The following is a 14,398-nucleotide window of genomic DNA, read 5'->3' as shown; positions in this document are numbered from 1 at the left end:
CTTTGTCGTCCATCTCTTATCTAAGGATATATCAAAATAGGGTACAAATGTGCAATAATATGCTCTTTTATGATCTCATAGGGATGTTAAATTTAGAGTAAGACCAAACAAGCAAAGGGGTTTGAATCGATGGGGAAACAGCTGAGCCAAGAGACATTACCTGCTAAGCAGCGGCAAGCCTACGAGGGTATCAAGCAAAGTCCGATCACGGTGCTGCAAATCGGAGAAGGCAATTTCCTGCGCGGTTTCTTCGATTGGATGATTCATAAATGCCGTGAGCAAGGTCTATTCCATGGAAGTGTAGCGCTGACGCAGCCAAGGCCGAGCGGCCGGGCGAAAATCAATACACTGCAAAGCCAAGACGGTCTCTACACTTTAGTGACGCGGGGGCTGGAGAATGGGGAGCGAGTGGAGAAAAAGGAGATTGTGTCGGTTTTCTCCACAGTCTTCGACCCTTACAGCGACTGGAAACAGCTCATCGCACTGGCGGAGAGTCCTTCCTTACGTTTTGTCGTCTCGAACACGACGGAGGCCGGACTCGTCTACAACCCGGAGCCTCTTGAGGAAGGCGAACCGATTCAGTCTTTTCCGGGCAAAATCGCATGGCTGCTCTACCGCAGATATCTAGCGCTGGGCAGTACGTCTCCTGACAGCGGGCTTATTTTTCTGCCATGTGAGCTGCTTGAACGAAACGGCGATGAATTGAAGCGCTGCGTGCTGCAATATTGCGAGGATTGGTCGCTGCCGGAGTCGTTCCGAGAATGGGTATCCACGCATAATCGATTCCTCAATTCGCTTGTTGACCGCATTGTAACGGGTTATCCGCCTGGGGATCAGGCGAATGCGTGGTTCGACGAATGGGGTTATGAGGATGCGATGCTGACAACAGTAGAGCCGTATCACTTCTGGGCGATTGAAGCGGAACCGGAGCTGGACGAGGAGCTGCCGCTGCAGCAGGCAGGGCTGCATGTACGCTGGGTCGATGATTTGCGTCCGTATCAGCTAAGAAAGGTACGCATACTTAACGGTGCTCATACGCTCATGACCCCGCTTGCTCTGCTGCATGGCGAGCAGTACGTCAGAGATGTCATGATGAATGCGACCTTTAACGCTTTTGTGAAGGAAGCCGTTGCAGATGAAATTGTGCCGACGGTTGCCATGCCGGAAGAGGAATTGAAGGCGTACTCGGAGGCCGTGTATGAGCGGTTTCTGAATCCATACATTAACCATCGCCTAGCGGATATTGCCATGAACAGCCTCAGCAAGTTCAGGACCAGGCTGCTGCCTACGCTGCTTTATTATGTGGAGCGCGGAGAGGCGCTGCCGCAGCGAATCGTGAAGTCGCTTGCTGCACTGTTGCGGTATTACCGCGTCGTTCGGGAAGGCGATGGTTTCACAGGCCGCACGCTTGATGGCACTCCGTATACGGTTAGGGACGATGCGGCATCCTTGGAGCTTTTAACCGGGAGCTGGTCTAGCCAACTTCCGCTTGAGGAGATTGTTCCTCAGCTGCTTAGTCACAAGGAAATTTGGGGCAGCGACTTGTCTGCCATCGGAGGGCTGGCGGAAGAGGTCACGGCATTCATGGTGGAGATGGAGCGGCTCACCGGTGATGAATATAAGACGAAGATAGACAGGGGGAATGGGCTGCTATGAAGGGAATCATCTGCGCGGAAGTAGATCGTTTCGAATGGACGGAAAGTTTGCCCGAACCGGTACCGGAAGCGGGACATGCCATCGTCAGCATCAAACGAATCGGCATCTGTGGAACGGATCTTCACGCGTTCAAAGGGAATCAGCCATTCTTCTCGTATCCGCGAATACTTGGGCATGAGCTTGCAGGTGTTATTGAAGAGATTGGCTTTAATGAACAGGGACTCCAAGTTGGCGATCAAGTCAGCATTATCCCGTACCTGCACTGCGGAGTTTGCATCGCCTGTCGCAGCGGCAAAACAAATTGCTGCACCGATTTGTCGGTGCTGGGCGTGCATCGCGACGGCGGCATGAGAGAGCGGATCTCGGTCCCGGTCGCATGTTTGCTGGCAACGAATGGACTGTCGCTAGACCAGACTGCAGTGCTCGAGCCACTTGCGATCGGTGCGCATGCTGTGCGAAGGTCGAGCCTAACCGCGGGTGAGACGGCACTGGTCATCGGAGGCGGACCGATCGGGCTCGGAGTAATGGCTATTGCCAAGCACAAGGGGGCCAAGGTCATCGCGATGGATGTGAATGACGACAGGCTTAGCTTCTGCGGGCAATGGGCAAAGGCCGATGCGCTTGTGAACGCGCTGCCTGATGAGCCAGTTCGGCGTATCATGGATGCGTGTGACGGCGAGCTGCCAACCGTCGTCTTCGATGCGACGGGCAACGCCAAGTCCATGGGCGACTCGTTCCGTTATGCAGCCCATGGCGGCAGGCTCGTTTTTGTCGGATTGGTCAAAGCCGACATCACCTTCAACGATCCCGAGTTCCACAAACGCGAGCTCACGCTGATGGCGAGTCGCAATGCGACAAGAGAAGATTTCGACACGGTCTTGGATGCGCTGTCCGCAGGTGCGATTGACGTCAGCCGCTACATTACGCACCGTGCACCGCTGGCCGAGATGATAGAGCAGTTTCCCAGCTGGCTGAAGCCGGAATCGCAGGTAATAAAAGCGATGGTGGAGCTTTAAGCTCAGCCTCCGGATTGGCGAGTCGTCGCCGAGCCGGGCCAGTTTCCGGACCATATCGGCAAGCGCTGTTTCTATGCCTTGTCGCAGTGTAGTGCGGGCGAACAAGCAGGCGCAATACGGACGTTAATGCATGCGATTTTGCAGCTTGCTCCTGATAGCGTGAAGCCGTTCGCACAAGGACTCAGACGGTATACGGACGAAATAACCTAATTCGTCGCCATCCAAATATTAAGAACATCCTCTGCATAGGTATGTAACAGAGGAGCGTGAATAAAGTGGACAAGAAGGTTAAGCGTTATTTCCAGTTGAAGCAGAAGCAGAAAGAAATTGAGCAGGAGCTGACGGAGCTGCGCGGCGAAATATTGGTGCATTGCGAGGATCAAGGCGTCTCGGAGCTGGAAACGGAGAAATACCGGGTGAAAATCGTGCATCAGGAACGCAAGGAATACGATGACATCAAGCTGTATGAATCCCTTGGTGACCCGGAAGTGTGGCGGCTGCTGTCCAGGCCGGATTCTGCTAAGATCGCGGGCCTTATTAAATTAAACGTACTTAACGAAGAGAAGCTGAAGGATACGTATGCGGTGAAGAACATTTCGCTGCTTCAAGTGGATAAGAAGTGAGCCTCACCGTCGCCATTCCAGACAAGAGCCGGAGCCTCCAAGAACCACTTTAACAAGTGGAGCTGGAGGTTTTTTAACGCGCACGCCAATGATTCGAAACCTGTTCAAATGTGGTAAATTAGTAGGATATGTACAAACCAACTGACAGATTGGAGAATGCATAATGAATGTCACGACATATTGGCTGCAAAATGTGCGGCTTGAGACGGGGTTCCAGCGCGAGAATGGGATTGTTTCCGGAACGGAGACGGCGATTGGCCATGTGTTAATTGTAGATGGCCGAGTCGAGTCGATCTTGTTCGAGGCGATTCCTGCAGAGGATCAGCGTCCGAAGCGGGATGCGAAAGGCATGCTGCTGCTTCCTGCATTCAGAGATGCGCACATCCATTTGGATAAAACCTATTTCGGGGGTCCTTGGCAGGCGGTGAAGCCGGCGAAAAGTATTTTTGACCGAATCGAAGAGGAGAAAATCTTGCTCCCGAAGCTGCTTCCGGTTGCGGTAGATCGGGCGAAGCAAATCATTGAGCTGCTGCTCGGATACGGATCGACGCATATGCGAGGTCACGTCAATATCGAGCCGACCAGCGAGCTTAGGGGGCTCGAAGTTGCACAGCATGCACTTGCCGCCTATGAAGGTAAACTGGGCTACGAGCTGGTTGCATTCCCGCAGCACGGTTTGCTGCGTTCGAATTCGCGCGGCTTGGTGAAGCAGGCAATCGAGCAGGGAGCTACTCATGTCGGCGGATTGGACCCTACTTCTGTGGATGGCGACATGGAACAATCGCTGCATGCGATGATGGATCTGGCCGTCGAAACCGGCGCCGGAGTGGACATGCACCTTCACGAGCAAGGGGCGGCAGGCTATGAGACGATGCATCGACTTGCCGAGATGACGATTGATGCCGGCTGGCAGGGACGTGTTACAGTCAGCCATGCGTTTGGTTTTGCGAGTGGAACGCCGGCGCAAGCAGAGCAGCTGGCGGAACGTTTTGCGGAAGCGGGGATTTCGGTTGCATCTACGGTGCCGATTGGAGGGCTGGTTATGCCGATCCCGATGCTGCATCGCAAAGGAGTGAAGGTGGAGCTGGGTACGGACAGCCTTACGGATCACTGGTCGCCTTTTGGCAATGGGGACAACTTGGAGAAAGCGGGCCGCCTGGCAGAGGTGTACCACATGTCGGACGAATATTCGCTGACCCGCGCGCTTGGATTTATTACGGGCGGTGTACTCCCGCTTAATGAGCAAGGAGAGCGGGTTTGGCCGGCTGTCGGAGACGATGCATCGGCAGTACTCGTGCAGGCGAGCTGCTCCGCGGAAGCGGTGGCCAGAAGAGCGCCGCGGATTGCATCGCTGTATCGTGGCAGCGTGGTATCGGGAACACTGTAACGAGAGCTGAAGTTTGAACGCCTATTTACTGTATAAAGATTTTCTGTTATCATCTTTCCAATATTCAAACGCGATGACGAGAAGAGTAGGGAAATATCGTTCTTGTACAGAGAGCTCCGGAAGCTGAGAAGGAGCAAGGAACATTTTCGCGAAACAAGCCTCTGAGCAGCATGTCGGAACCGCACGGGGATGGCATGACGGGAGCTCCCGTTACAGAGCTAGAGTATAACCATCTGCATCGGCATGAACACCGGCGCCGGCAGGCGGCGTACTTGAAGAGGTTAATATGGCGACATATTAATGAAGCTGGGGTGGCACCGCGATCGATAAACTTCGTCCCCAAGACAACATGTCTTGGGGGTGAAGTTTTTTTGGTTTTTGCAGCGAATCGGAGTGTCAGATCACTACTTCATTAGGAGGCGTTGACCTTGGAAAACGAGAAAGAACACCATAACGAAAATTTTCTATATAAGCTAATCAGTGAAGAGCTGGAACAAAAGCCTTTCGGAAGAGCCATGTGCACGCGGTTTCCGCCGGAGCCTAATGGCTATCTCCACATCGGGAGCGCTTATGCGATCCATACGAACTATACGATGGCACAAAGGTTCGGCGGCAACTTCCATCTGCGTTTCGACGATACCAATCCGCTGAAAGAAGATATAGAGTACGTCAATGCGATTGTGGAGGATATCCGCTGGCTCGGTTATGATCCGGGCGAGCACATCTATTACGGCTCCGATTACTCGGAACAAATTTATAAGGCTGCCGTCACGTTAATTGAGCGCGGCAAAGCGTATGTATGCGAGCTAACCCCGGAAGAGACGAGGGAGTATCGCGGAACATTAACGGAGCCGGGGAAGAACAGTCCTTATCGGAACCGGTCTGTGGAGGAGAATTTGGAGCTTTTTGCAAAAATGCGCAATGGCGACTATCCGGCCTCATCCATGGTGCTCCGTGCCAAAATCGATATGGCATCACCCAATCTCAATCTGCGCGACCCCGTCATTTATCGGATTATCCACGCGGAGCATTATCGGACGGGGAACGAGTGGTGCATTTATCCGATGTATGATTTTGCCCATCCCATTCAAGATGCCATTGAGGGAATCACCTATTCCATGTGCTCAATTGAATTCAAGGACCATCGGCCATTGTACGAGTGGGTTCTGGAAGAGGCAGGCATCCAAGAGCCTCCTCGTCAAAGGGAATTCGGGCGGCTTAGCTTAACAGGCGTTGTGACGAGCAAAAGATTCCTGAGGCAGCTCGTGAGGGGCGGTTACGTAGACGGCTGGGATGATCCGAGGCTGCCTACGCTTCGCGGCCTAAGAAGAAGGGGATTTACGCCGGAGAGTATCCGCCGATTTATTGAGGAGATTGGCAGTATTCGCACAACAAGCACGGTGGACATCTCCTTGCTGGATCATTGTCTCAGACAAGAGCTGAAGGAGAAGACGGTGAGTGTGATGGCGGTGTTGCAGCCGTTAAAGGTGGTCATCACGAACTATCCTGAAGGTGAGTCAGAGCTGCTGCCCGTTGATAACAATAGCGAAAACGAGTCTTTGGGGAAACGGGAGGTTCCGTTCTCGCGGACGATCTATATCGAGCGGGATGATTTTATGGAGGTGCCGCCAAAAGGGTATCACAGGTTGAGCCCTGGTAGCGAAGTGCGGCTGAAAGGCGCGTACTTTATCCGCTGTGAGGAAGTGATCAAGGATAAGGCGAGCGGCGAGATTGCGGAGCTGCGCTGCACGTACGATCCGCTTACGAAGAGCGGTACGGGTTTCACCGGACGCAAGGTGAAGGGGACCATTCATTGGGTTTCCGCTGCGCATGCGGTGAAGGCGGATGTTCATTTGTACGACAAGCTGCTGCTAGACGAGAGTGCGCCAACCCGCGAGGAAGGTAATTGGGCCGACGCGATCAACCCGGAATCACTCGTGATCGTCAAGGACGCGCTGATCGAGCCGTCGGTTCGAGACGCCGGTGCGGAGGAGAAGTTCCAATTCTTCCGCCATGGTTACTTCAGTGTGGATCGGAAACACAGCGGCGTTGAGGGGGCGCTTGTGTTTAATCGGATCGTGCCGCTGAAGGATACGTGGAATAAGAAGTGAGGGAAAGAGATGTTCCTCGGCCATGTCGGTCATGGCTGGGGGCATCTCTTTTATTGAGATCTGTTGAAGAACTGTAAATGGGACAAATGATGGTGGAGGATTTAGTCACGAGGTCGCTATGCACAAGCAGTTTTACGCTAACGAATCCTGAGGGTCTTATTTCTGCAAAAATAGCCATTTTTCAGATCTAACAAATCGTAGGGGCCTTATTGTGAGGAAATCGAGCAAGGAAAGCCCTTTTGACATCGAATAAGACCTGTAGGATTCGTTAGAATTTCAAACCCCTTCATCTTGTTGAAATAAGACCTCTAGGATTCGTTAGCGGGAGTGTTTGAGCACCTAACCCTGCGCTGCCAAGATGAAACGCCGGAAACTAAATTGATGAACTTACATCACTGAGCAGCCAATTAAAAAGGGACGCCCGCGAGGCGTCCCTTTACTATGCCTACAGCCCGCGAACCAACCCGCCGTCGACCATCAACGCTTGGCCGGTCATGTAGCTGTTCGCCGGCGATGCGAGGAAAGCGACATAGCGGGCGAATTCCGCCGGATCGCCATAACGGCCTACGCCGACCTCGCTCTCGTTCCGCGTACGCTGCGCCTCGTACGTAATGCCCGCTGCAGACGCGCGCGACTCGTCCAGCGAACGGACGCGATCGGTCGCGAACCGGCCTGGCGCCGCCGCGTTAATGAGAATATTGCGCGGCGCGAGCTCGTCCGCAAGCGTCTTTATGAGCCCTTGCACGCCAAGGCGCAGCGAGTTGCTGAGCACCAAGCCGGGAATCGGCTGCTTGATCGACGTGGAGGACACGTACACGATCCGTCCGCCTTCAGCCGGGAAATGCGGAAGCGTATGCCGAACCAGTCGGACAACGCTCATCACGTTCTGCTGGAATGCGGACTCCCACTGCTCGTCCGTAATGCTGGTGAACGTACCAGCCGGAGGGCCCCCGGCGTTGCATACGAGCCCATCAACGCGTCCGAACCGCTCCACAGCAGCGGCTATAAGCGCTTCGATATCTGCAGGCGAGGAAACATCAGCTCGAACCGCGAGCACTTCCCCTCCCGTAGCAGAGCGGATATCGGCTGCAGCCGCCTCAATGGTGTCTGCGTTTCTGCCGCAGATCACCACGTTCGCTCCTTCTTCAGAGAGCTGAAGCGCGGAAGCTTTTCCAAGTCCCTTACTGGCTGCCGTCACGATCACAGTACGATTTCGAAATCCTAAATCCATTCGATATTCCTCCATCCTAACTCATTTACTTTAGTAACTAGCATGCCTGATTTCTTCCTCCTTGTCGAGTGCACCAAGAGATGGTACGACGAATCAGGGCGAAGCCTTTCTATCTTTAAAGGGATTAAATATTCATGGCCTAAGCGAGCAAGGAGAGCAGGGAAATCGTCTCTAATTGCAGAAGTATAGGGGTACAGAGATCGCTTACATCGTAGAGGTACCGCACAAGGAGTTGATCAGGGATTTGAACCCATACGAGTTTCATTTGCAAATTGGTCGGATGCTGGATGATATTGCAGACGGCGTCTTTATTATGAAAGCCCATGATATGGAACTGACTTACTATTACGTGAATAAAGCAGCTACCCGTATGACAGGGATTACGATGGCAGATGTAGGGCAGACATTCTTCGAACGCAATAAGCCTGCCATGGCTGAATATTTATATAAGAAATATGCCAGAGTGGTGACGGAGCGAAAGGACATTCGCTACGAGGATGGCGTTGTGATGCCGAATGGGACGATGAGCGGGGAGTCGATGCTGTCGCCTATCTTTGGCGAGAGCGGCGAAGTCGAGTATGTCATCAGCATGACGCGCGATATTACCGAACGTAAGAATTACGAGAATTTGCTATTCTACTATGCTTACCACGATGATCGTACGAAGCTGTACAACCGCAGATATCTGATGGAAAAAATGGTGAGCGCCGAGGCACTCTTCCTGCTGGACCTCGACTATTTTAAAAATATTAACGATACGTTCGGCCATGACGCAGGAGATGCAGTACTTGTAGAAGTTGCGACCCGTTTAAGCGGGGTATTTATGGCGAACTATACGCTGGTTCGGCTTGGCGGGGATGAATTTATTGTAGCTGCCAGCACCTCTGTAGAGCAGCCGGAGTCGATGGCCTTGCTGATTATGGAGCTGTTCCGTGCACCTTTTCGGATCAACGGTCAGCAAATTAAGCTGAACTGCAGCATTGGGATCGCGCTGAGGCAGGGGAATGAAGATATTCAGACGCTGCTTAAGCAAGCGGATATTGCACTCTATAAGGCAAAAGGGGCCGGCCGCAAAAGCTTCCACGTGTACGAGGCGACCTCCCGATACGACCATGTCGAGAATTTCATCCACGAGCTTGCGCTGTCGAGTGCGATTGAGCTGGAGGAATTCGAGCTGCATTATCAGCTGATTTACAGCCCTCAGCAAGAATGTGTGGTCGGCGCAGAGGCACTGCTTCGTTGGAACCGGGCTCATGTAGGCATGGTGCAGCCTGCAGAGTTTATTCCGATCACGGAACAGACCGGGCTTATTGTGCCGATTGGCTATTGGGTGCTCCGCAAGGCGTGCCAGGATTGGCATCTGCTGGTGGAGAGCTATGGAGAAGACATTCGTGTATCCGTGAACATATCGAGCGTGCAGCTCAGTGAGCCGGATTTTGTAGATCGAATTATCGAAATCGTCGAGCAAGAAAACGTCCCTCCGCAAGCGATCGAGCTAGAGCTGACGGAGAGCACCGTAATCAGCGATTCCCAAGGCGTGAAGCAGACGCTCAGCCGGCTGCGGTCGGTCGGTTTCAGCATAGCGCTGGATGACTTCGGCACCGGGTACTCGTCGCTGAGCATGCTGACCTTACTGCCTATCGATACGCTGAAGATTGATCGCTCTTTTATCCAAGAAATGAATGAGTCCGTTCTATCCGCCATGCTAGTTATGGCCGGTGCCTTGCGTTTAAAGGTTATCGCGGAAGGCGTGGAGGATGCAGGACAGTACGAGATGCTCAGAGCGATGAGCTGCTGGGGCATTCAAGGGTATTACATCAACAAGCCGGTTGAGCTGGCCGCGCTGCAGCAGGTTCCGGTTTAATATAAGTTGGCTGCTGTCCCAGCAGGGGGAGTGGCGTCAGAAGTGGCTGAACGGGGGAGGACCTTGTTCGGCTGCTTTTTTGTATTTGTTTTTAGGGCACGCTATTGAAACTTTCAGTCGTTGCAGTAAATGTGCGGTATCCGATACCTCTCTTACACTGAAAATCTCCCAGCCTTCAAAAAAGGTTGCCTCGACATGCGCATGGCGCACTTTCGAGACAACCCTTAATTAGTTCACGGCTTCGTTAGCTCGTATAGCCTTCACCGTTTGCTAGCCCACAGCTTCACTCGCAAGAAGCAGCTCCGCAACGCGGTGGTTTCCTTGCTTGGTTGCGATCAAGGATGCTTTTTCTCCGTCTCCGGTTAAAGCATGAATGTCGGCACCGTGTGCCAGCAATAAGCGAATGATCTCATCGTTATCATCATGAAACGCAGCCGTATGGAGAGCTGTATGCCCATTGCTGTCAACAATTGTAGCCGCAGCTTGATTAGAAAGCAGCAGCCCGATTACGTCCACGTTGCGCTCCCCTGCGATGGCCGCATGTAGAGCCGTATTCGATGGAATGTAAGACACTTTGGAATGGGAGACAGCGTTCACATCTGCGCCGTGATCGAGCAGAGCCTGCACAGCATCCTGGTTTCCGAAATGCGCTGCGAATCCCAGAGGCGTTAAGCCGTCATCATTCTCGGTGTTGGCTAACTCCGGATGAGCGGCCAATATAGCACGAAGCTGAGCGACTTCATCTAAACGAGCGGCTTGAAAAATATCCTCGATAAGCGACTTGATTTCCATTGTCATTCCTCCATTTGTGCGAATACGAACTCAACCTCGACTATACCTTTTCTGGGAGTGTGTTCCACTTTCCTGCTTCATTGCGGTGCAATGAAAAAACATTATTTTATTGTATACATTCTGTATTTATTACATAGACAGCGTTTTTTGAGCCATGGTATAGTGCAGGAGAAAGCATGACATGGACTCGAAAAGAGGGAAATCATGAGACAAGTTACGGTAGCGGAGAACAAGGAAATCCTCCTTGACCGCGGGAAGCCTTTTTTCTATTTGGCAGATACAGTGTGGGGTGTATTCTCGGCCGCGAAGCTGGAGGAGTGGGAGGTCTATCTGGAATACCGCCGCTTGCAGGGGTTTAATGCCTTGCAAATCAGCGTGCTGCCGCTCGTGCATGAAACGGTTGCTGATGAATTGCCGTTTCGTTTTGATGCCGATGGGAATTGGGACTTTATGAGCTGCAATGAGGCTTATTTCGATAAAGCGGAGAAAATGCTGCAGATGGCCTGCGAACGCGGCTTCCTTCCCGTGCTAGTCGTGCTCTGGCACAACTATGTTCCCGGTACCGGCGTGAATAACATGCATCCGGAGTACACGATTCCGTGGGAGGCTGTTCAGCCCTATACCGAGTATGTCGCGAAGCGATTCGCGCGGTACAGCCCGCTCTATTACATCAGCGGCGACACGCAGTTTGAGAATGAGCAAGTGACCTCGTATTACGAGAAAGCACTGCAAACGCTAAAGCGCTGCGCTCCTGAGGCAGTAACGGCGATGCACATGGGATCCCATCAGCATGATATTCCGGGTACGATTTTGCAATCGGAGGATTTGGATCTGTATATTTATCAATCCGGCCATCTGACGGAAACGCAGTCCGATTGTTACGAGCTCCCGGAGCAATTTATGGAGAAAACCATTCGCAGACCCATTATTAATTCCGAGCCCTGCTATGAGGGTCATGGATTTGGTAATCAATACGGCCGATATGGTGCGTTTGACGTTCGCCGGGCTTTCTGGTGGAGTGTATTAGGTGGTGCAAAAGCAGGCTTTACCTATGGTGCGCACGGTATCTGGTCCTGGCATAGGAAGGGGACGCCGTTCAATAATGAGCAGTTTGCCAAAACACCGTTTGACTGGCGAGTGGCGCTGCGATTCTCAGGTGCTTGGGATACCGGCTATGCCAAAGAATTGTTCGAGCAGTATGCCATGTTCGAGCTTGTTCCGCGTAACGATCTGCTCGTCACGCCTTATCCGGAGATCCGCGTAGCCGGGAGCCGCGATTTAAGTAAAGTGGTGATTTATGTTCCATACAGCATCGACGTGGAGCTCTCTTTAGACCTGGCTGCAGAAGGTTATTCGGTGAAAATGATAGATTTGGACAGGCGGAATGCCATTCGGCCAGCGGTTTCAACCACAGTTACTGCGGCTGGCGTGAGCAGCAGGATCCCAATGTCAGAAACAAATACGGACGTGCTTATCGTTGCGATGAAGGAGGAGACAATCAGATGAAGGTGCTCATAATCGGTGGAACGGGGACGATCAGCACGGCGATAACGGAACAGCTGCTGCGCCGCGGGGATGCAGAGGTTTGGCATTTCAATCGGGGGCGGGGAGTGACGCCTGCGGGTGTTCGGACGATTATTGGGGACAGGCGGGATTTTGCAGCATTCGAAGCACAGATGGCGTCGGTAGCGGAAGGGTTCGACTGTGTCATCGACATGATTGGGTTTCAAGCGGACGAGGCTGAGAGCGCCATCCGCGCCTTCAAGGGCAGAGTGGGACAGTACATTTATTGCAGCACGGTTGACGTATATACGAAGCAGGCTAAGACTTATCCGATTACGGAAGATGGCGAACGTGAGGCGCTGCCTTCGTTCCCGTATGCATTTAATAAGGTGCTGAGCGAAAATATGTTGCTGGAAGCTCATGATCCCGGCACGTTTCCGGTTACGATCTTCCGGCCTGCTCAAACGTATGGCGGAAGCGGGACAGCTGTCCCTTCCATCGCAGACGGGAATTACAATATGAAGCGGCTGCGTGAAGGACGCCCGATCGTCATTCATGGTGACGGCACTTCGCTGTGGGTCGCTTGCCATCGGGATGATGTGGCGAGAGCTTTTGTTCAGGCCATCGGTAATGAGGCAACTTTCGGAAAAGCGTACAATGTGACAGGTGAGGAATGGATGACGTACGACCGTTACTGGAGAACGGTTGCCGCTGCGCTGGGTGCGCCTGAGCCGCAAATCGTTCATATCCCGACCGATCTTCTGGGCTTGCTGCTGCCGAAGAAGGCGGAGTGGTGCGTGGAGAATTTCCGGTACAATAACCTGTTCGACAATACGGCAGCGAAGCGCGACTTGGATTTTCGCTACACAGTGAAGTGGGAGCAGGGCATTCGGGGCGTTATTGAGGAGCTGGATAAGACGGGTGCGATCGAAGCGGCGGGCGAGCGTCCTTGGTATGATGCGCTGGTTGAGGCTTGGGCGGCAGCGGAAAAGCTGATGACGGAGCGGATGGTTGGGTTAGATGGGTGACAGATGGCATGGCATGAAGGTGGGGAGCGTTGTCGCCTGCGGTTGTGGTATAATCTTGGTCACAAAGTAACCACGTAAAGGCGGTATTCTCGTATGTTGATTGATATTAAAGCAAAGCTGGACGAAGAAGCGATTCAGGAGCTGCTCGGCTGGTCGGTATTTCCGGACCCGGAGCATTTGGAGAGAGCAGTGCAGCACTATAAGGACGATGCGTCGGCTAAGCTGCTTGGCTATGTATCGGAGGAAGAAATTATTGGTCTGATTGGGTATCACCAAACGGGCAGCGATACGATTGTGATCGACCATATTGCCGTGGATCCATCGGAGCGGTACAAAGGCTATGGCAGAGGGATTATTTTGGAGCTGCTGGAGCTGGAGAAACCCGCGGTGCTGCTGGCTGAGACAGATGAAGAAGCAGTGGACTTCTATCGGAGCAGCCGATTCACGGTGGAGAGCCTGGGCGAGAAGTATCCCGGTACGGAGCGGTTCAAATGCACCTATTACGCGGATGAGGACGACAACGAATAAGGGTGAAAAGGCGTTAGGGGAGTTGCCTCTAACGCCTTTTGTTTGTTCCGCGCCGAAGATGGCAAAGGAGTGCCGGCTGGGGTCGGTTTTCTGTGGGTTAGACCCTCATTTTCATACATAGCGGCAGGATTGGTTAGTTTGACTGCTGAGAGTTCGATTTTCGTTCTCTCAGCATCATTTCGGCGCGGTTACGGTGTTGAGAGTTCGAATTTGAGACTCTCACTCTCACACCCGGAGCTAGTTAGGATAGTTTGACTGCTGAGAGTTCGATTTTCGAACTCTCAGCTTTATTTTGACGCCGTATCGGCGTTGAGAGTTCGAATTTGAGACTCTCACTCCCACACCCGGAGCTATTTAGGTTAGTTTGACTGCTGAGAGTTCGATTTTCGCACTCTCAGCTTCATTTTGACGCGGGTTTCGACGTTGAGAGGTCGGATTTGAGACTCTCACTCCCACATATGCAGTTGGATTGATGATAGTGGGCTGAGTTTCGGGAGTTAGTTGATAAGCGGCATATCCGCTAACACTTGCAATTTCGGTTAGTTTTGGACAGCCATTAGCGGATATACCGCTAACAGGGATGAAATCACCGGCTGAAGGCTGAGTTTTGGTGAATAGTTGCATTGATAAGCGGCATATCCGCTAACAATGTCAACTAT

At 52.6% G+C, this 14,398-nt stretch carries 11 protein-coding genes and 1 other annotated feature; of the genes, 9 read left to right on the top strand and 2 right to left on the bottom strand.

All coding sequences use genetic code 11. From position 1 onward, the window contains the following. Positions 1–129: 129 nt before the first annotated feature. From AC50Y3_RS25725 to AC50Y3_RS25705, 5 genes are all read left to right on the top strand, one after another. On the top strand, positions 130–1,656 hold the full coding sequence (locus AC50Y3_RS25725; RefSeq protein WP_494821576.1) for a tagaturonate reductase: 1,527 nt from the start codon (positions 130–132) through the stop codon (positions 1,654–1,656). Continuing rightward, complete coding sequence (locus AC50Y3_RS25720; protein ID WP_494821575.1) at positions 1,653–2,672, top strand: zinc-binding alcohol dehydrogenase family protein; 1,020 nt, start codon at positions 1,653–1,655, stop codon at positions 2,670–2,672. The genes AC50Y3_RS25725 and AC50Y3_RS25720 overlap by 4 nt, the downstream gene beginning before the upstream one ends. Positions 2,673–2,947: 275 nt before the next feature. After that, entirely contained in the window at positions 2,948–3,295 is a 348-nt protein-coding gene (locus tag AC50Y3_RS25715) for a hypothetical protein (protein ID WP_494821574.1), read from the top strand. A gap of 163 nt (positions 3,296–3,458) precedes the next feature. Next, positions 3,459–4,682, top strand: coding sequence for an amidohydrolase family protein (locus AC50Y3_RS25710; protein ID WP_494821573.1), 1,224 nt, complete (start codon positions 3,459–3,461; stop codon positions 4,680–4,682). A gap of 64 nt (positions 4,683–4,746) precedes the next feature. Beyond that, positions 4,747–5,026 (top strand) — a binding site (T-box leader). A gap of 84 nt (positions 5,027–5,110) precedes the next feature. Next, positions 5,111–6,793: a glutamine--tRNA ligase/YqeY domain fusion protein gene (locus tag AC50Y3_RS25705; RefSeq protein WP_494821572.1), complete on the top strand. Its 1,683-nt coding sequence runs from the start codon at positions 5,111–5,113 to the stop codon at positions 6,791–6,793. Positions 6,794–7,238: 445 nt separating this feature from the next. Here the strand turns inward: AC50Y3_RS25705 and AC50Y3_RS25700 are convergent, their stop codons facing one another. Continuing rightward, positions 7,239–8,024 (bottom strand): SDR family oxidoreductase, encoded by a 786-nt coding sequence (locus AC50Y3_RS25700; RefSeq protein WP_494821571.1) that lies wholly within the window; start codon positions 8,022–8,024, stop codon positions 7,239–7,241. A 175-nt stretch (positions 8,025–8,199) separates the two neighbouring features. Here AC50Y3_RS25700 and AC50Y3_RS25695 point away from each other — a divergent pair, with 175 nt between their 5' ends. Beyond that, positions 8,200–9,888: a putative bifunctional diguanylate cyclase/phosphodiesterase gene (locus AC50Y3_RS25695; protein ID WP_494821570.1), complete on the top strand. Its 1,689-nt coding sequence runs from the start codon at positions 8,200–8,202 to the stop codon at positions 9,886–9,888. Positions 9,889–10,158: 270 nt separating this feature from the next. On the opposite strand, the gene AC50Y3_RS25690 is transcribed toward AC50Y3_RS25695, so the two are convergent. After that, a complete protein-coding gene (locus AC50Y3_RS25690) occupies positions 10,159–10,680 on the bottom strand; it encodes an ankyrin repeat domain-containing protein (RefSeq protein ID WP_494821569.1) in 522 nt (173 codons plus the stop codon). A 204-nt stretch (positions 10,681–10,884) separates the two neighbouring features. On the opposite strand from AC50Y3_RS25690, the gene AC50Y3_RS25685 reads away from it, so the two are divergent. From AC50Y3_RS25685 to AC50Y3_RS25675, 3 genes are all read left to right on the top strand, one after another. After that, positions 10,885–12,186: a glycoside hydrolase family 140 protein gene (locus tag AC50Y3_RS25685; RefSeq protein WP_494821568.1), complete on the top strand. Its 1,302-nt coding sequence runs from the start codon at positions 10,885–10,887 to the stop codon at positions 12,184–12,186. After that, positions 12,183–13,211 (top strand): NAD-dependent epimerase/dehydratase family protein, encoded by a 1,029-nt coding sequence (locus AC50Y3_RS25680; RefSeq protein WP_494821567.1) that lies wholly within the window; start codon positions 12,183–12,185, stop codon positions 13,209–13,211. The genes AC50Y3_RS25685 and AC50Y3_RS25680 overlap by 4 nt, the downstream gene beginning before the upstream one ends. 93 nt (positions 13,212–13,304) lie before the next feature. Beyond that, positions 13,305–13,739, top strand: coding sequence for a GNAT family N-acetyltransferase (locus AC50Y3_RS25675; RefSeq protein ID WP_494821566.1), 435 nt, complete (start codon positions 13,305–13,307; stop codon positions 13,737–13,739). Positions 13,740–14,398: the final 659 nt, after the last annotated feature.

The sequence above is a fragment of the Paenibacillus sp. J22R98 genome, assembly GCF_059383835.1.
Note: the sequence above shows the minus strand (reverse complement) of the source record. Positions and strands in the feature narration are given on the sequence as shown.

Bases quoted from the DNA above. Each gene is read 5' to 3' on its own strand.
- AC50Y3_RS25725 (WP_494821576.1), top strand. From the start codon at position 130: ATGGGGAAACAGCTGAGCCAAGAGACATTACCTGCTAAGCAGCGGCAA.
- AC50Y3_RS25720 (WP_494821575.1), top strand. From the start codon at position 1,653: ATGAAGGGAATCATCTGCGCGGAAGTAGATCGTTTCGAATGGACGGAA.
- AC50Y3_RS25710 (WP_494821573.1), top strand. From the start codon at position 3,459: ATGAATGTCACGACATATTGGCTGCAAAATGTGCGGCTTGAGACGGGG.
- AC50Y3_RS25700 (WP_494821571.1), bottom strand. From the start codon at position 8,024: ATGGATTTAGGATTTCGAAATCGTACTGTGATCGTGACGGCAGCCAGT.
- AC50Y3_RS25690 (WP_494821569.1), bottom strand. From the start codon at position 10,680: ATGGAAATCAAGTCGCTTATCGAGGATATTTTTCAAGCCGCTCGTTTA.
- AC50Y3_RS25685 (WP_494821568.1), top strand. From the start codon at position 10,885: ATGAGACAAGTTACGGTAGCGGAGAACAAGGAAATCCTCCTTGACCGC.
- AC50Y3_RS25680 (WP_494821567.1), top strand. From the start codon at position 12,183: ATGAAGGTGCTCATAATCGGTGGAACGGGGACGATCAGCACGGCGATA.
- AC50Y3_RS25675 (WP_494821566.1), top strand. From the start codon at position 13,305: ATGTTGATTGATATTAAAGCAAAGCTGGACGAAGAAGCGATTCAGGAG.